14 protein-coding genes are annotated in these 16,654 nt (G+C 52.3%); 8 read left to right on the forward strand and 6 right to left on the reverse strand.

All coding sequences use genetic code 11. From position 1 onward, the window contains the following. Positions 1–138: 138 nt before the first annotated feature. The 3 genes from ACOTSW_RS01310 (at position 139) to ACOTSW_RS01320 (ending at position 3,849) form a co-directional block, all read left to right on the forward strand. The gene (locus tag ACOTSW_RS01310) at positions 139–555 is read left to right on the forward strand and encodes a BLUF domain-containing protein (protein WP_423680584.1); all 417 of its coding nucleotides are present in this window, start codon (positions 139–141) and stop codon (positions 553–555) included. Positions 556–935: 380 nt separating this feature from the next. Next, on the forward strand, positions 936–1,061 hold the full coding sequence (locus ACOTSW_RS01315) for a hypothetical protein (protein ID WP_423680585.1): 126 nt from the start codon (positions 936–938) through the stop codon (positions 1,059–1,061). Positions 1,062–1,080: 19 nt separating this feature from the next. Continuing rightward, entirely contained in the window at positions 1,081–3,849 is a 2,769-nt protein-coding gene (locus ACOTSW_RS01320) for a M16 family metallopeptidase (RefSeq protein WP_423680587.1), read from the forward strand. 114 nt (positions 3,850–3,963) lie between these two features. Here the strand turns inward: ACOTSW_RS01320 and ACOTSW_RS01325 are convergent, their stop codons facing one another. Next, on the reverse strand, positions 3,964–5,019 hold the full coding sequence (locus ACOTSW_RS01325; protein ID WP_423680588.1) for a 3-deoxy-7-phosphoheptulonate synthase: 1,056 nt from the start codon (positions 5,017–5,019) through the stop codon (positions 3,964–3,966). A 143-nt stretch (positions 5,020–5,162) separates the two neighbouring features. Between ACOTSW_RS01325 and ACOTSW_RS01330 the strand changes: the two genes are divergently transcribed. The 3 genes from ACOTSW_RS01330 to ACOTSW_RS01340 all read left to right on the forward strand — a co-directional run bounded on the left by ACOTSW_RS01330 (position 5,163) and on the right by ACOTSW_RS01340 (position 7,552). Continuing rightward, positions 5,163–5,915 carry a phytanoyl-CoA dioxygenase family protein gene (locus ACOTSW_RS01330; RefSeq protein WP_423680589.1) on the forward strand — a complete coding sequence of 251 codons (753 nt, stop codon included), beginning with the start codon at positions 5,163–5,165 and terminating at the stop codon, positions 5,913–5,915. 125 nt (positions 5,916–6,040) lie between these two features. Then, positions 6,041–6,559, forward strand: coding sequence for a superoxide dismutase [Cu-Zn] SodC (gene sodC / locus ACOTSW_RS01335; RefSeq protein WP_423680590.1), 519 nt, complete (start codon positions 6,041–6,043; stop codon positions 6,557–6,559). Between the two features lie 96 nt (positions 6,560–6,655). After that, the gene (locus ACOTSW_RS01340) at positions 6,656–7,552 is read left to right on the forward strand and encodes an alpha/beta hydrolase fold domain-containing protein (RefSeq protein ID WP_423680591.1); all 897 of its coding nucleotides are present in this window, start codon (positions 6,656–6,658) and stop codon (positions 7,550–7,552) included. A 63-nt stretch (positions 7,553–7,615) separates the two neighbouring features. Here ACOTSW_RS01340 and lysA read toward each other — a convergent pair whose 3' ends face one another. Further along, complete coding sequence (gene lysA / locus ACOTSW_RS01345; protein ID WP_423680592.1) at positions 7,616–8,863, reverse strand: diaminopimelate decarboxylase; 1,248 nt, start codon at positions 8,861–8,863, stop codon at positions 7,616–7,618. 132 nt (positions 8,864–8,995) lie between these two features. On the opposite strand from lysA, the gene ACOTSW_RS01350 reads away from it, so the two are divergent. Both ACOTSW_RS01350 and ACOTSW_RS01355 read left to right on the forward strand, forming a co-directional pair. Further along, the gene (locus ACOTSW_RS01350) at positions 8,996–9,451 is read left to right on the forward strand and encodes an Lrp/AsnC family transcriptional regulator (protein WP_423680593.1); all 456 of its coding nucleotides are present in this window, start codon (positions 8,996–8,998) and stop codon (positions 9,449–9,451) included. Between the two features lie 193 nt (positions 9,452–9,644). After that, on the forward strand, positions 9,645–10,166 hold the full coding sequence (locus tag ACOTSW_RS01355; RefSeq protein ID WP_423680594.1) for a TlpA family protein disulfide reductase: 522 nt from the start codon (positions 9,645–9,647) through the stop codon (positions 10,164–10,166). Positions 10,167–10,185: 19 nt separating this feature from the next. On the opposite strand, the gene ACOTSW_RS01360 is transcribed toward ACOTSW_RS01355, so the two are convergent. The 4 genes from ACOTSW_RS01360 to ACOTSW_RS01375 form a co-directional block, all read right to left on the reverse strand. After that, on the reverse strand, positions 10,186–12,783 hold the full coding sequence (locus tag ACOTSW_RS01360) for a cation-translocating P-type ATPase (protein WP_423680595.1): 2,598 nt from the start codon (positions 12,781–12,783) through the stop codon (positions 10,186–10,188). 265 nt (positions 12,784–13,048) lie between these two features. Next, entirely contained in the window at positions 13,049–14,173 is a 1,125-nt protein-coding gene (locus ACOTSW_RS01365) for a beta-ketoacyl-ACP synthase III (RefSeq protein ID WP_423680596.1), read from the reverse strand. 346 nt (positions 14,174–14,519) lie between these two features. Further along, positions 14,520–15,389 (reverse strand): S-formylglutathione hydrolase, encoded by an 870-nt coding sequence (gene fghA / locus ACOTSW_RS01370; protein WP_423680597.1) that lies wholly within the window; start codon positions 15,387–15,389, stop codon positions 14,520–14,522. Positions 15,390–15,406: 17 nt separating this feature from the next. Continuing rightward, positions 15,407–16,513, reverse strand: coding sequence for an S-(hydroxymethyl)glutathione dehydrogenase/class III alcohol dehydrogenase (locus ACOTSW_RS01375; protein ID WP_423680599.1), 1,107 nt, complete (start codon positions 16,511–16,513; stop codon positions 15,407–15,409). Positions 16,514–16,654 lie beyond the last annotated feature (141 nt).

The raw sequence follows: 16,654 nt of genomic DNA on the forward strand, positions 1-16,654 counted from the left end.
TGGGGTAAGACGATGTCAGCGCCGACATATCTGGCTGACCTCAGCGACCTTTTCCATAACTCTCTATAATCGGCGGCAGCTGCACTGTTGCCCTCTTGTTTCCGGACTGACTCTTGATGATGAAAGTGTTTGATTATTATGATGATTCGTTTAATTTATGCCAGCCGCGCGGTGAATCTTGGCCCAGCAGACGTGAAAGATATCTTGTCCAGTTCGCGGAAAAATAATCAGCAACTGGCCATTACCGGAGCGCTGAGTTTATCGAACGGCATCTTTCTGCAATGCCTTGAAGGCGAGCGTTCTGCAGTCAATGCGCTTTACCATCATATTCTCAAAGACAAGCGTCACACCCGGCCCGAAATACTGGTGCTCGAAGAGATCACACAACGCCAGTTCACCAACTGGAATATGGGACTCATTGCTGCAACAGCTGAGAACTCGGCCATCTTCCTGAAGTATTCACCGACCTCTGAATTTGATCCTTTCCTGCTCCCCGCGCCGGCGCTGAAGGAGTTTTTTACCGAGGTCATTAGTAACGCCAGGCTGTTAAGCTGAGGTTCTGCCAGCGTTCACACTGAGCGGTGTTGTCCAGCCTGCGATGCGCACTGTCACACTCAGGAGCGCTCACACCACCGATGCGCGGCGAGCCTGCATTCGTTTCTGGCCTCGTAAGATACTCCCCGGAGTATTTTATGAGATCCTTATATCATCGGGACATCAGTGCGAAAATTTCACATACTCCCCGTTTTTATTGTTATTACCGGTGAACATCAGGGTTCTTGCCGCAAAGAATTCGTGTTGTTTCATCGACCATATTCTGCATTCCGTCGGTGTATTCATCATTTCGTCACAAACTCTCGCAAAACAATGAAAATTTGTTATGCTTCTTTTCTCGTTTAATAAGAGAACGATAATTTTCTTTCATAACGGGATACATGCAAAACAGCCTTGACGGTGTGATGGTGTCCGTTGTTCTGACTGCTGCGACCGGCCTCGGGCTGGTATCAGAGATCAAAGAAACAGAAGAGAAAAGTTCTGAAGTAGTGAAGCTGACCGTTTAACGACTAATGGAATAAATCAATGAAACTCAAACCAATCTGCCTTGCATTTGCCCTCGCGTTCACTGCTGCGACTGCAATGCCTACCCTTGCAGCAGCGCCAAAAGCGGTTGTTGCAGCAAAAGCGACTGCGTACACCAGTGTGGAAGGCATCACGGAATACCGTTTGCCAAACGGTCTGCGCGTCTTGCTGGCACCGGATGCATCGAAGCCGACCACCACCGTCAATGTGACTTATCTCGTTGGTTCACGCCATGAAAGTTACGGCGAAACCGGTATGGCGCATTTGCTTGAACACATGGTGTTTAAGGGGACCAAAGACCGTGGCAACATCATGCAAGAACTGAGCAAGCGCGGTATGCAGTTCAATGGCACCACGTTTTATGATCGCACCAACTACTTTGAAACTTTCCCTGCCAGTGAAGACAATCTGAAATGGGCGCTGGAAATGGAAGCCGACCGCATGGTCAATTCCAAAGTCGCGCGCGCTGATCTGGACACCGAATTTTCAGTCGTTCGCAATGAGATGGAAATGGGTGAAAATAATGCGTTTGGCGTACTCTGGAAGCAGTTGAGTGCCGCCACTTTCGACTGGCACAATTACGGTCACAGCACCATCGGTGCCCGCTCTGACGTCGAAGGCGTCAAAATTACGAACTTGCAGGCGTTTTACCGCAAGTTCTATCAGCCGGACAATGCCGTGCTGATGGTGGCGGGTAAATTCGATCCGGCAAAAACCCTGGCGCTGATAGAAAAATCTTTTGGTGCTATCGCCAAACCGACCCGCGAACTGAGCAATACCTGGACCCGCGAAGCGCCGCGTGACGGTACGCGTGAAGTGACCGTGCGCCGCGTCAGCGACCAGCAACTCGCTGCCGTGCTGTATCCGACATCGGCAGGCAGTCATGCTGATGCGGCGGCTGTCTCTGCTTTAGGTGAGATTCTGGGTTCCTCACCTAATGGCCGTTTGTATAAAAAGCTGGTCGAAAGTAAAAAGGCAGTGAGTGTCGGTGAAATTACCTTCCAGCTGGCAGAGCCTGGCTATGCGATGTTCGTCGGTATCATGAGCAAAGATCAGAATGTCGCAGATGTGAAAGCGAGTCTGACAGAAACCGTCGAAGGATTGGCGCAAGAGCCGGTCACCGAAGCTGAATTGAAGCGCGCTAAAACCAATCTGTTGAATGCGTTGGAAAAAACCATCAACGACCCGCAACGTCTGTGTGTCAGCATGTCGGAATCGATTGCCCTGGGTGACTGGCGCATGTTTTTCATTGAACGTGATCGTATCGAAGCACTGACAGTGGCTGACGTACAGCGTGTTGCGCAAAATTACTTCAAACCCGATAACCGCAGTTACGGTCAGTTCCTGCCAGTCGCCAAACCTGATCGTGCCGAGATCCCGGCGGCACCGGATGTCGCTAAACTGGTCGAAGGCTACAAAGGCCGTGCGACTGTGGCGGCAGGGGAGACCTTCGATGCGACTGCAGCGAATATCGATAAACGCACAGAAAAACTGACGCTGAAAAACGGTGCGAAAGTCGCACTGTTAAGTAAAAAAACGCGCGGTGAAACTGTGAACGGCAATCTGAGCCTGCATTTCGGCGATGAAAAATCCCTGTTCGGCAAAGTCGCTGTTGCCGATCTGACGGCTGATATGCTGATGCGTGGTTCGGGCAAATTCACCCGTGCCGAACTCGATACTAAACTCGGTGAGCTCAAAGCCAAATTACGTATCTCCGGCTCCGGTCAGAATCTGAATGTCAGCTTCGATACTGTGCGCGCCAATCTGCCGGCATTGCTGGATCTGCTGCGTGAAGTGCTGCGTGCGCCGACTTTCCCGCAATCGGAATTCGATTTGCTGGTCAAAGAAAATCTGACGCAGATAGAAGCCGGTAAAAATGAGCCTCAGTCGGTAGCAACACGGGCGATGGGCGCGTTGAAAAACAGCCTGTATAAAAAAGGGGATATTCGCTACCAGAATTCTTTCGATGAAGCGGCGGAAGAGTACAGCGCAGCGAAACTCGACAGCGTTAAAGAGTTCTACAAAACCTTCTATGGCGCAAACAGTGCCGAGTTTTCTCTGGTCGGTGATTTTGATGCAGCAGAAGTCAAAACCAAACTGGCGACCGTGCTCGGTGACTGGAATAGTCCGACGAAGTTTGTGCGCGTTCCAAGTCTGAATCTGAATGCAGTCGGACAAGCGAAGACCATAGAAACACCGGACAAAGCGAATGCGTTCTATCTCGCATCACTGCCGTTTGAGCTCGATGACCAGTCACCTGATTATCCGGCGCTGCGTGTTGCCAATAATATTCTCGGTGGCGGTATTAAATCTCGTCTGTTCAATCGTCTGCGTCAGAAAGAGGGCATCAGTTACGGTGCCGGCAGTTCACTGAACGTGCCTAGCATCGACAAAAATGCTTCGGTTGCTTTATACGCAATGTACGCACCGCAAAATCTGGCGAAATTACAAACCGGCGTGAAAGAAGAGCTGGCTTTGCTCGTCAAGGATGGTGTGACTGCTGCGGAACTGGCCGATGCAAAACAGTCTATCGCTCAGGAAAGCAATATTCGCCGTGCGCAGGATCCGGCACTGGCAGGCAACCTGCGCAGCCAGTTATTTGTCGGCCGCACCATGGCGTTTGACGCTGAGGTTGAAGCGAAAATTGCCGCACTGACGCTGGACGATGTCAATGCGGTGATCCGCAAATACGTGAAACCAGACAGTTTTGCGCATTTCTATGTCGGTGATTTTGCCGGCGCAGCGAAAAAAGCAGCGGCTGCGAAGTAATTGTTTTTGCAGGCACAACACGGCAGAAAATTTTGCTTGCGTTGATGTCTGCTGAAATATAAAAAAAGCGCAGTGTGATCATTTACACTGCGCTTTTTATTTCTACTGAATCGATTATTTCTGACGCAATCTCGCAGCGGCTTCGCGCAACATGGTCTCTGTCGTGCTCCAGTCCACACAGGCATCGGTCACAGAACAGCCGTATTTCAGTTGCGATAAATCGGCAGGAATAGCCTGATTGCCCGCGACGATATTTGATTCGATCATCACGCCGACGATAGCATCGTTGCCATTGGCAATCTGGTTCACCACATCGGCCATCACCAGTGGTTGCAATTCCGGCTTTTTGAAGCTGTTGGCATGTGAGCAGTCAACGACGATATTCGGCGGCAGTTTCGCTTTCACCAGTGCCTGCTGCGCCATTGCCACCGACACCGTATCGTAGTTCGGACGATCACCACCACCACGCAACACGACATGGCCATACTGATTGCCACTGGTGCGCACTATCGATACCTGACCCTGACTGTTGTAGCCGAGGAAGGAATGCGGATGCGAGGCGGACAGAATCGCATTAATCGCGATACTGATGTCACCATCGGTACCATTTTTGAAGCCCACCGGTGTTGAGAGACCGGAGGACATTTCACGGTGCGTCTGCGATTCTGTTGTCCGCGCGCCTATCGCCGTCCAGGCGATCAGGTCGCCGAGGTATTGCGGTGAAATCGGGTCGAGTGCTTCGGTACCGGTTGGCAGGCCGAGTTCGCAGACGTCAAGTAAAAAGCGACGCGCTTTTTCCATGCCTTCATCGACACGGAAAGAATCATCCAGATACGGGTCGTTGATATAGCCTTTCCAGCCGGTCGTGGTACGTGGTTTTTCAAAATAGACGCGCATCACCAGCAACATCACATCGCTGACTTCCTCTTGCAATGCTTTCAGACGACGCGCGTAATCCAGACCGGCCACCGGATCATGAATCGAGCAAGGTCCGACAACGACGAACAGGCGTTTGTCTTTGCGGTCCAGGATATTGCGCAGGGCTTCCCGGCTTTGTTCAACGACATTACCTGCCGTTTCCGTGAGGGGCAAGCGGGCGTGCAGCTCTTCCGGCGCAGGCATGTGATCAAACGAGACGATGTTGATATTTTCGAGTGCGGTAGTGGTCATGTTGGGAGTCTGAAGTGAAAAACCTGGTTCCTATTATGACTTAATTTGCTGCTGTGCCGCAAAACTTGCCATTTTTTGCGGCAACGCGAAGTTGAGCGCGTGGCACAATAGCACTTTGCACTTTTTGAAAATTGGCAGTAACAATGCTTAGTCTTGATCAGATTCAGGAGTTTCAGACTCAGGGTTTTTTAGTTTTACCAGGATTGGCCACGCCGGATTTTTGCGAACAGGTGATTCACTTTGCAGAGCAACAATTAACGGACGACGTACACCCCATAGAATATGAGGCGGATACCCGCTATCCCGGCGCACCGGCGTCGCGCGAGGCCGAAGGTGGGCATACCGCACGCCGCTTGTTGCAGGCGTATGCACGTGATCCAATACTGGCAAAGTGGGCGACCGGCGCGGCACTGGCGCAGCCATTATTGCAATTACTCGGTGACGGTGCACTGATGTCGCAAGCGCATCACAATTGCATCATGACGAAGCAACCACAGTATTCCACCGCGACTGGCTGGCACCGTGACAGTCGCTACTGGCATTTTGCGCGGGCTGAGCTGATTTCAGCGTGGCTGGCTTTGCGCAATGAAACCGTGGAAAACGGTTGTCTGCTGGTGATACCGGGCTCGCATCAGCTTCCGATCGATGCATCGCAATTAGACACTGCCCAGTTTTTACGCACTGATTTGCCGCAGAATCAAGCCCTGCTGGCACAGGCGCGACCGGTCGCTTTGCAGCAAGGCGATGTCTTGTTGTTCCACAGCAACCTGTTTCATGCCGCGGGGAAAAATCAGACCACGGCGGGCAAATTTTCTATGGTGTTCACTTACCGGGATGCGGCAAATGAGCCGGAAGCAGGTTCTCGTTCGGCGGGTTTGCCTGAAATTCCTTTGTGATATAAAAAGTGTATAGTCAGTCTTTGCTGTGTTTCATAGTCCATTGCAGATAAAGTTGCAGAACGTTGTTACATGCATGCGGGCAATGGTTTCGTTTCACCTGTCATTCAACCTGAGGAGACACCATGTTATCGAAAATGAAGCTGAGTCTGATAGCAGCAAGCCTGATCACTGGAATAGCGCAGGCACAAACTGTGGAATTGCATTTTGTCGATGCGAGCGGCAATCTAGGTTCTGCTGGCAAAGTGACACTGGAAGATACTGCCTACGGTTTGCTGATCACACCGGATTTAACTGGTTTACCAGTAGGTGTACACGGGTTTCACGTACACGCGAATCCTTCTTGCGCACCTGCGGCAAATAATGGCGTGGCAACCGCCGCTCTGGGCGCCGGAGGGCACTGGGACCCGGAAAAATCAGGTGCGCATCTGGGGCCGTATGGCAAAGGACACAAAGGTGATTTACCGGCTTTATACGTGAATGCGGAAGGCAAGGCGAATTATCCGGTGCTGGCACCGCGTCTGAAAGCGGCCGATCTGAGCGGACATGCGCTGATGGTGCACGCGGGTGGCGATAATCACAGCGATCATCCTGCGATGCTGGGCGGCGGCGGTGCTCGCATGGCGTGTGGCGTGGTTCCATAAACATGCAAGCATGTGAACAGCTTTTGTGTCGTGATATAAAAACCTTGCGTCTGACGTGAGGTTTTTTTCTTTGTAGTTTATTTTTAATGGTTTTTTATGCTTCTGCGTCTTTGTTTCACTTTGTTGATTCTGGTGACCTTCATTCATCCGGCACAGGCTGTAACGCCCGCAGCAATGCCTGTATTGCAAACCGTCACCGCTTGCGGCAATGACCTACCGCTGAAATTTGATGTGCTGCCGGCGACCAATGCATCGCCGCCGTACTCTGCGGTGGTGGTGGTGCATGGCGGTGGCTGGCTCGGTGGTTCCCGTACTGATTTACACGGTTTGTTGCAGCAATTATCACGCATGGGTTTTGTCGCGATGAGTGTCGATTACCGCCTGGCACCCGCAGCACGGTTTCCGGCGCAGATAGAGGATGTGAAATGTGCGGTACGCTGGTTACGCAGCCATGCAGTTGAGTATCAGATCAATCCAGAGAAAATTGGTGCATTTGGTGTTTCTGCCGGTGCGCATTTGCTTGCACTGGCAGCGGTTACGCCAGGGAAGTGGGACAACGCTGGTGGTTACAGCGGCGTCAGCAGTCAGTTGCGGTGTGCAGTGTTACATGCGCCCCCGCTGGATTTCCCCAATTGGTGGCAGACTGCCGACCCTGCAATACGTGGCCCCATGTCACCGCGGGTGATGCTGAAATCGTTGCTGGGTGAGGATTTTTCTGCTTCGGCGAAGATATTCCAAGACGCCAGTCCCATCAGTTATGTCCCGGCATCAGGTAAGCTGAGAAATAAGTTGCCGCCATTATTGCTGTTGCAGGGCGAGCTGGATGCGACGGTACCTGTGCAGCAGGCAAGGGATTTTACAAAAAAAATGAAAGCAGCTGGCGCATCGGTGGAGTTAATGACGATTGCCGATGCTGATCATTTTACTTTTGGTTCTCAGGGGCGTCAGGTGTCCGCAAAAATTCAGGAGTTTCTCAGCGCTTGTCTGAAATAAAAAAAGGCGCAACAGCATCAGCTGTCTGCGCCTTTCGTTTTCATCGCAATGGAATGTCAGGTATTACAGCTCTAAAGCGATGAGTTCCTGTATGGTCTGACGACGGCGGATTTGTGTGATTTTATCGCCATCGACCAGCACTTCCGGAATCAGCGGGCGTGAATTGTAATTCGACGACATGCTGGCACCATACGCGCCGGTATCGTGAAAGACAAACAGATCGCCGATCTCGCAGGCGGGTAAATCCTGCGTTGTCACGACGCCGCCATCTTCCTGCGTAAACACATCACCGGATTCGCACAAAGGACCCGCCACCACGGTTGGCTTCAATGCGGTCGTGCGCGGTGTTCCGTCTGCGGCGTGTGCCGAAATGCGATGGAAACTGCCATACATAGCAGGCCGTGCCAGATCATTGAAGCCGGCATCGACCAGTACAAAGAAATTACTGCCGACCTGTTTTTGCGCACGTAATTCCGAAATCAGGATGCCCGATTGCGCAACCAGAAAGCGTCCCGGTTCAATTTCCATACTGATTTTGTGGCCGAGATGCGCTTCAATTTCTTTGCGCGCTTTATCCCAGATCTGGAAATAATGATCGGTATCGACCACAGCTTCGTCGCCACGATAAGGAATCGATAAGCCGCCGCCGATGGAGATCGCCTGCAAGTCACGATTTGCGGTTTTTACCTGCGCGATCATTGCATCGCAGACGCTTTGCAAGTGGTCGTAATCGACGCCTGAGCCTATGTGCATGTGCAGACCTACCAGTTGTAATCCATACTGGTCGATGATCTTCAGCGCCTCCGGCAATTCTTCAAACCAGATACCGTGTTTGCTTTGTTCACCGCCGGTATTGGTTTTGCGGCTGTGGCCATGACCAAAACCGGGATTAATACGCAGCCAGACCGGATGCCCGCGATGTGCCTGACCCAGCTGTTCCAGCATTTGCGGGGAGCCGCAGTTCACCGGAATATTCAGTTCCACCACGCGTTTCAATGCATTGCGATCCAGCAGGTCGGCAGTGAACACGATAGGGGCGTGGGTTTGATCTGCACTGGCAGTGGGCGCATAACCGGCCGCCAGTGCCCGCTCAACCTCACCGAGAGAAACGGAGTCCACCATCACACCTTGTTCGCGCATCAGGCGCAGCAGATGAATATTACTGGACGCTTTCTGTGCAAAACGGATCACGTCAAACTGTTTCAACCGGGCGATTTGCTGACGGATGATGCTGGCATCGTAAGCCCAGCATGGTGTGTGAAATTCGTTGGCGATCTGCGCGATCTGGGCATTGCTGATAGTGGTTGTCATGATGACCTCTTGAACCTTAGCGGGTATAGTGTAAGCTCTACTCTAACAAGCACTTCGTGATGCTTAAATAGGATTCCATAAGCAATTCAGCCGTGATGGATGGAATTCAACGGAAAATTCTCTTGTCTCCTTATGAATCCCAAAATAGATAATTTTGATCGGAAAATCCTGAATTTATTGCAACAGGATGCGCGCATGTCGCATGCGGAAATTGGCCGTCAGGTGCATCTGAGTCAGCCTGCCGTCTCAGAACGTATCAAGCGTCTTGAGGCCAATGAAGTCATACGCGGCTACCGCGCAGACGTGAATCCCAGGGCGCTTGGTTATCAGATCACGGCCATGATACGTTTATCGACACAACAGGGCAGACCTTATGCGCAGTATGTCGCGTCCTGTCCTGAAATTATCGATTGCTACACAGTGACCGGTGAAGACGGCGCAGTGATGCGAGTGCTGGCAACCGATGTCGAACATTTACAGCGCATTATCAATGAACTCAATGCTTTTGGCTCAACTTCGACAGCGATTGTGCTGACAACGCATGTGGCTGGCAAGACCATTACTGCGCCTGCCTGCGAAGACGTCTGACATGCCAGCGGCTGTGTTCTGATGACCTCTTTGTGTACACAAAAGTAGCGCTAAGCTTCTGTTGCCGGTGTCTGTTTATTTGATAAAAGTCAGGAGCCGGGCAGTCAGTGCGGCACGGCGAGAGTGGCTTGCTACCGCTGTCACGCATTAACCGTATAATGCGCGCTTATCACTGAACTATTGAGGAAGTCCTATGCTTGCTCCATCTTCTCCGCGTAAATTCGCTATCTTTGCCGTCGTCGCAGCCATTGCACTGGCTGTGCTAGGGTTTCTTTTTTATCAGTCAGTTGTGGCCAAACCCTCCATGCCGCAAGTCACATTCACTAATCTGAAAGGCGATAAATTCTCGACTCAGGATTTGCGTGGAAAGGTAGTGATGGTCAATTTCTGGGCAACCTCCTGTTCTACCTGTATCGCGGAAATGCCGCGCATGATAGAGACCTACAATAAGTACAACAAACAAGGTCTGGAATTTGTGGCGGTGGCGATGAGCTATGATCCGCCGAATTATGTCGTCAATTACGCAGAAACCCGGCAACTGCCATTTCACGTTGCATTAGATGTGCAGGGCAGGCTGGCGCAGGCTTTCGGCGATGTCAAACTGACGCCGACCACCTATGTGATTGACAAACAGGGCACTATTTTAAAACGCTATGTCGGTGAACCTTCGTTCACCGAACTGCACAGCTTGCTCGAAAAAGCTCTGGCCGCCTGAGGCTTATTCACAACCTCGCTCAGTAAAGACGGCGCTGGCGATAACGGTAAGCTTTGCCTGCGGCAATCAAGCAGATGCAAAGCAGAGCCGTTGCAGCGCTGATCAGCACTTCCGATAACGCAGGTTGCCCGAAGTGGAACAGCGCACTGATCACCGGTACGGTCAGTGCCAGCAGTAAGATGACTGAGGCGATAGCAACCACCCACCACAATGCCGGATTCGGCAGCCGCAAATTGTGCATGATGTCCGATGACACGCTGCGATGAATAAAAATCAGACCGATATTTCCTATCACCATCGCAGTGAACGCCAGCGCGCGGGCTTCTCCGGTGTCTGGATAATGTTGCAAGGCAGACCAGTAAATACCGGCAACTGTCAGCAGCAATGCAGTCCCATGCAGCAGGCCGGTGCGTAACACTGCGGTGCCAAAAATACTGGCATTCACGGAACGTGGCGGTCTGCGCATCACATCAGGTTCTTCTGACTCTGCCTCAAACACCAGTGAACAGGTCGGATCTATGATCAGTTGCAACACCATGATATGTACGGGCATCAGCACCAGCGGCCAGCCTGCCAGCACCGGAATCAGTGACATACCGATCACAGGAATATGCACCGCAATGATAAAGCGTATCGTTTTGCGTAAATTATCGAAGATGCGCCGTCCTGAGCGTATGGTCGCAACAATCGCTGTGAAGTCATCATCCAGCAAGACCAGCGCTGCTGATTCGCGCGCCACATCCGTACCACGCTTGCCCATCGCAATGCCGATATGTGCGGCCTTTAATGCAGGAGCATCATTGACGCCGTCACCGGTCATCGCGACGATCTCACCATTTTTTTTCAGTACATTGACCAGCCTTAGTTTCTGCTCTGGCGATACGCGGCAAAAGATACTGCTTGTCTTCACACGTTCGCTGAGTACGGCATCGTCAATGGCGTTTAATTCAGCTCCGGTCATGATGCCGGTAGCTGCCGCAAAGCCACATTGCTGAGCAATATTCTGCGCGGTGGCCGGATAGTCGCCGGTAATCATGATCACGCGGATGCCGGCATTCTGGCAATCCTGTATCGCTGCTGGTACGCCAGCCCTGATCGGGTCGGCCAGCGCGATCAGACCGATGAACTCAAACTCGAAATCATGCTGGATAGGCGGCAGTTTTTTACCCGCATTTTCAGCCTCAGGCAAAGATATTGTTTCCGGGCTGAATCGTGCCTTGGCGACACCGAGCACACGCAAGCCCTGTTGCGCCAGCAAATCGACTTCTTTGTGTAAAGCGTTTATCTGCTCAGTACTGAGATGACAGAGATCCGCAATCGCTTCGGGCGCCCCTTTGCTGGCGATCACAAAATGCGTGTGATCGGCGGATTGCCATACACGTGACATCGCCAGTAGTTCTTTTGAGAGCGGATATTCATCGACCAGAGTCCAGCTATCGTGCAGGTGTTCAGTCTGCCCCAGCATTGATTTTCCGAACTCCTGAATCGCCACTTCCATAGGATCAAACGGCGAGCGATGACTGGCCAGAATCGCGTATTCCAGTACCTCGTGAAATTCCTCCGCCAGTTCCTGAGGCTGTTCATGGCCGGGCTTGATGGCATAGTGGCTGCCTTGCGCGAACAAGCGCGCGACCGCCATTTTATTTTGTGTCAGTGTGCCGGTTTTATCGACACACAGCACTGTTGTTTCTCCCAGCATCTCGATTGCTGGTACGCGCCGGGTCAGCACTCGTTGCCGCGCAATTCTCCATGCACCTAAGCCGAGAAACAGTGCCAGCACGACTGGTAATTCTTCCGGTATCAGTGCCATGGCAAACGTGATACCGACCAGAATACCGTTCAGCCAGTCGTGGCGGCTGGCGCCGTAGAATATTGTGAGCAGCAGCGCAACGGCGAGACTGGCGGCGGCGATCATTTTGACGACCTTATCCGTCTCTGTCTGCACACGTGTCGGCTCCAGCTGTACGCTGGCCAGCGCCTGACCGATTTTTCCTATCGCTGTGCGGCTGCCGGTTGCCATCACGCGTGCGAGGCCTTTGCCTTGCACCACCAGCGATCCGGAAAATACAAAGGGCATGTGTTCACCGCCAGCTTGTCCCATCGTCAGTGGTGCGGGGTCTGTCACTGCCTTCTCAACGGGTAAGGATTCCCCCGTCAGCAAGGACTCGTCGACACTCATGTTCATGCACGACAGTAATATGGCATCAGCGGCGATGCGGTCGCCTTCAGATAACACCAGCAGATCGCCGCAAACAACTTCCCGGCTGGGGATGTTTTGCTGTGTGCCGTCGCGTATTACGATGGCTCTCGGGCTGGATAAATCACGCAGCGCTTCGAGCGCACGTTCAGTTTTATGTTCCTGAAACAGACTGATGCTGACGATAATCAGGATAAAAAATACCAGTACGACAGCACCATGTGTATCGCCAAGAACCAGATAGATGCCGCCACACGCAAACAGCAACAGCAGCATGGGTTCACTGACGACTTTCCATATCATGCTGCCGACGTTGCGCGGTTGTGCCGACGCCAGTTCATTCGCTCCATCGGTCCGGAGTTTTTCCTGCGCGCTCAGTGTCGTTAAACCCGAGTTAATGAATGTATCTTCTGCAGCCATATTGTTGAACCTGTCACTGGTGGTCGTGCGCGACGCTGTACAAGCGAAACGGAATAAATCGCAATGCAGAATATAGTGTAACAGCCATACTTCAGTGCAAAAAAATGAAGATGCTGAACTTGATGTGGCGCAGAGAGCGGGCTAAGCCGTATCTCTGGCAAGTCACCGCAGAGTGTTTCAGTCAAAAAAATGGCTGCCGGTATCAGCGGCAGCCACGGATATCATGTCAGACAGCACATTCCGTACCGGCAGACCTCGGTTGGCCTTACGGCAGTTTTCTGACCACAACACAACCAATCGAATAACCTGCACCAAATGAGCAGATGACGCCGACTGTACCAGCTGCCAGATCGTCCTGATATTTATGGAAAGCGATAATCGAACCGGCAGAGGAAGTATTGGCGTAGGTGTCGAGTATCGTTGGCGACTCTTCCGGTGTCGCATCACGACCCAGTATCATGCGGGAAATCAGCAGATTCATATTCAGATTTGCCTGATGCAGCCAGAAGCGCTTGACATCCGGAATTGCGATGCCGGACGCTTCTACGGTCGAAGTGATCATGGCTGCGGCCATCGGGCAGACATCTTTGAATACTTTACGACCTTGCTGACGGAACAGTTTGTCAGGCTTAGCGATGCCGGATTCGTCGGCACGGTTCAGAAAACCGAAATTATTGCGAATGTTATTGGAGAACTGGGTTTTCAGTTTCAGTCCAACGATTTCAAACTGATGTTTCGATGTTGCCAGATCAGCGCGTTCCAGCAAAATGGCGGTGCAGGCGTCACCAAAAATAAAGTGACTGTCGCGGTCACGCCAGTTCAGATGACCACTGGTGATTTCCGGGCTGACAACCAGCACCGCACGGGCTTGTCCGCTTTGTATCGCACTGACTGCTGCCTGAATACCAAACGTGGCGGACGAGCAGGCAACGTTCATGTCAAAGCCATAACCGTCAATGCCCAGCGCATTCTGAATTTCGACCGCCATCGCCGGATAGGCTCTTTGCATATTCGATGCAGCACAGATGACGGCATCCACATCTGCCGCTGTGCGGCCTGCGCGTTCCAGCGCCTGCTGGCAAGCGTTGATCGCGATTTCGCACATGACGGAGGGTTCGTCGTCACTGCGCTCTGGAATACGCGGCACCATGCGGTCAACATCGAGCACGCCGTCTTTGTTGATGACATAGCGAGATTTAATGCCGGATGCTTTTTCTATGAATGCGACAGACGATTCTTCCAGCGCTTTGACTTCACCGGCAGCGATCGCTGCGGCGTTTTCCTGATTGAATTTTTGTACGTAGGCGTTGAAACAGGCGATCAGTTCTTCGTTGGAGATGGATTGGGAAGGGGTGTAAAGGCCGGTGCCGCTGATGACTACTTTGTTCATCGTTTTCTTTCTTGTGCCGGGCACTGCATTTCCGCTACGTGATCATGTACAGAGCGCACTGGGCGCACTGAACCGGTGACGTTGATCGGAATATGAGGGATAGCGGTGCCCTGATGTTGGTCATGTGATGCGCTGTCAGCGCCTCGTTGTCGCCCAATTTTACACAAAACTGGGCGGTATTGACCGAAGCGGCGACAGAAATAGCATTTTTATGCTGGTTGATGGTGCAAAAGCATAAACATGAAACAAGTATCTTCAAGCCGGAAATCGCACAGACTGACTACTCCGGGCCGCAGCTCAGGAATGGCTGAGGTAAGGATTTTGCCGTACCTCAGCCGCAACCGGATCAAGCCGAAAGCTGGTTTTTATGATGCAACAGATGATCTTCAATCAGGCTGCTGATGAAGTAATAACCGTGGTCATAGCCGGCATGCCGGCGCAGATTCAGTGTCTGTCCCACTTGCTCGCAGGCTGCCACGAACAGTTGCGGGTATAACTGAGTCGCCAGAAACTGATCTGCTTCACCCTGGTCGATCAGGATGCCTTGCGGATACGGAGCGTGTTTTTGCTGTGTCATCAGCGCACTGGCATCATGTGCCGCCCAGCTTGTCTGATCGGAGCCGAGGTAAGCAGTAAACGCTTTTTGTCCCCACGGACATTGGCTAGGCGCTGCGATTGGTGCAAATGCGGACAGGCTTTTGTAGATGCCTGGATGACGCAAAGCCAGTGTCAGTGCGCCATGTCCCCCCATAGAATGCCCCATAATACCGAGATGTTCCTGATCGACAGGCAAGAACTGATTCAGCAACTTGCGCAGTTCATGGACGATGTAACTTTCCATGCGGTAGTGTGCACTCCACGGTGCTTCGGTTGCATCCAGATAAAAGCCCGCGCCGACACCGAAATCCCAGGCGTCGCTATCACCAGGAATATTCGCACCACGCGGACTGGTATCCGGCGTGATCAGTATCAGCCCTTCACGCGCCGCGACGCGTTGCGCCCCGGCTTTGATCATGAAGGTTTCTTCGGTGCAGGTCAGACCTGCCAGAAAAAATATCGCCGGGCATACAGCGCCTGTCAGTGCCTGTGGTGGCAGAAAAACTGAAAAGCGCATCGGCAGCCCGATTTCTGTGGACGCATGACGATAAAACTGCTGCAGCCCGCCAAAACACGCGTGTTGGCTCAGCAGTTCCACACCTTCAGGCAGCGCCTTCATCGTGACGTCCGCCATCATCAGTACAGCACAACAGAACGGATAGATTCGCCGCTCTTCATCAGATCAAAACCTTCATTGATCCGTTCCAGCGGCAGACGATGGGTAATCAGATCGTCGATATTCAGTTTGCCTTCCATATACCAGTCAACGATCTTTGGCACGTCGGTACGACCACGCGCACCGCCGAAGGCAGTGCCTTTCCATTCACGTCCCGTCACCAGTTGGAAAGGACGGGTGCTGATTTCTGCACCGGCTTCCGCCACGCCGATGATGAAGGATTGTCCCCAGCCTTTGTGGCAGCATTCAAGCGCCTGGCGCATGACTTTGGTATTGCCTATGCATTCAAACGAATAATCGACACCGCCATCCGTCAGTTGCGTGATGTGATCCACCACGTTGTCAACTTCATTCGGATTCACAAAGTGCGTCATGCCGAATTTGCGTGCCATTTCCTGACGTTTAGGATTGATATCGACACCGATGATTTTGTCTGCACCAACCATTTTGGCTGCCTGAATCACGTTCAGACCGATACCGCCCAGACCAAAGACGGCAACATTCGCGCCGGCTTCCACTTTGGCGCTGAATACAACAGCACCGACACCGGTGGTCACGCCGCAGCCGATGTAGCAGATTTTGTCGAAAGGCGCGTCTTCGCGGACTTTGGCGACGGCAATTTCCGGCACGACGATGTAGTTGGAGAATGTCGAGGTGCCCATGTAGTGGAACAGCGGTTGGCCATCCAGAGAAAAACGTGATGTAGCATCTGGCATCAGGCCGCGACCCTGAGTCGAGCGTATCGCCTGACAAAGATTAGTTTTGCGTGACAGGCAGAATTTGCATTGACGACATTCTGGCGTGTACAACGGAATCACATGATCACCTTTGCGAACGGAGGTGACACCCGGGCCGGTATCAACAATGATGCCGGCACCTTCATGGCCCAGAATCGCCGGAAACAGACCTTCAGGATCAGCGCCGGACAGTGTGTAGTAATCGGTGTGGCAGATACCGGTGGCTTTGACTTCAATCAGCACTTCACCTGCGCGTGGTCCTTGCAGGTCAACTTCTTCTATCGTCAATGGTGCTCCGGCTTTCCAGGCAATGGCGGCTTTGGTTTTCATGTTAATCCTTTAACGAGGGAACGCCGGGAATGGCGCTCTTCAGATGATGTGATACCGCAGATTGTCGTGGATAGCACGCGCGCTTGCATCGCTTATTGCGTAGTGTGGCGCAAAACGTCTGAAGAATGGCTGAATCTGACG

This window comes from Undibacterium sp. WLHG33, assembly GCF_049544815.1.
GTDB lineage: Bacteria > Pseudomonadota > Gammaproteobacteria > Burkholderiales > Burkholderiaceae_D > Undibacterium.

Bases quoted from the DNA above. Each gene is read 5' to 3' on its own strand.
- ACOTSW_RS01330 (WP_423680589.1), top strand. From the start codon at position 5,163: ATGCTTAGTCTTGATCAGATTCAGGAGTTTCAGACTCAGGGTTTTTTA.
- ACOTSW_RS01355 (WP_423680594.1), top strand. From the start codon at position 9,645: ATGCTTGCTCCATCTTCTCCGCGTAAATTCGCTATCTTTGCCGTCGTC.
- ACOTSW_RS01375 (WP_423680599.1), bottom strand. From the start codon at position 16,513: ATGAAAACCAAAGCCGCCATTGCCTGGAAAGCCGGAGCACCATTGACG.
- ACOTSW_RS01340 (WP_423680591.1), top strand. From the start codon at position 6,656: ATGCTTCTGCGTCTTTGTTTCACTTTGTTGATTCTGGTGACCTTCATT.
- ACOTSW_RS01350 (WP_423680593.1), top strand. From the start codon at position 8,996: ATGAATCCCAAAATAGATAATTTTGATCGGAAAATCCTGAATTTATTG.
- ACOTSW_RS01365 (WP_423680596.1), bottom strand. From the start codon at position 14,173: ATGAACAAAGTAGTCATCAGCGGCACCGGCCTTTACACCCCTTCCCAA.
- lysA (WP_423680592.1), bottom strand. From the start codon at position 8,863: ATGACAACCACTATCAGCAATGCCCAGATCGCGCAGATCGCCAACGAA.
- ACOTSW_RS01325 (WP_423680588.1), bottom strand. From the start codon at position 5,019: ATGACCACTACCGCACTCGAAAATATCAACATCGTCTCGTTTGATCAC.
- ACOTSW_RS01310 (WP_423680584.1), top strand. From the start codon at position 139: ATGATGATTCGTTTAATTTATGCCAGCCGCGCGGTGAATCTTGGCCCA.
- ACOTSW_RS01315 (WP_423680585.1), top strand. From the start codon at position 936: ATGCAAAACAGCCTTGACGGTGTGATGGTGTCCGTTGTTCTGACTGCT.
- sodC (WP_423680590.1), top strand. From the start codon at position 6,041: ATGTTATCGAAAATGAAGCTGAGTCTGATAGCAGCAAGCCTGATCACT.
- fghA (WP_423680597.1), bottom strand. From the start codon at position 15,389: ATGAAGGCGCTGCCTGAAGGTGTGGAACTGCTGAGCCAACACGCGTGT.
- ACOTSW_RS01360 (WP_423680595.1), bottom strand. From the start codon at position 12,783: ATGGCTGCAGAAGATACATTCATTAACTCGGGTTTAACGACACTGAGC.
- ACOTSW_RS01320 (WP_423680587.1), top strand. From the start codon at position 1,081: ATGAAACTCAAACCAATCTGCCTTGCATTTGCCCTCGCGTTCACTGCT.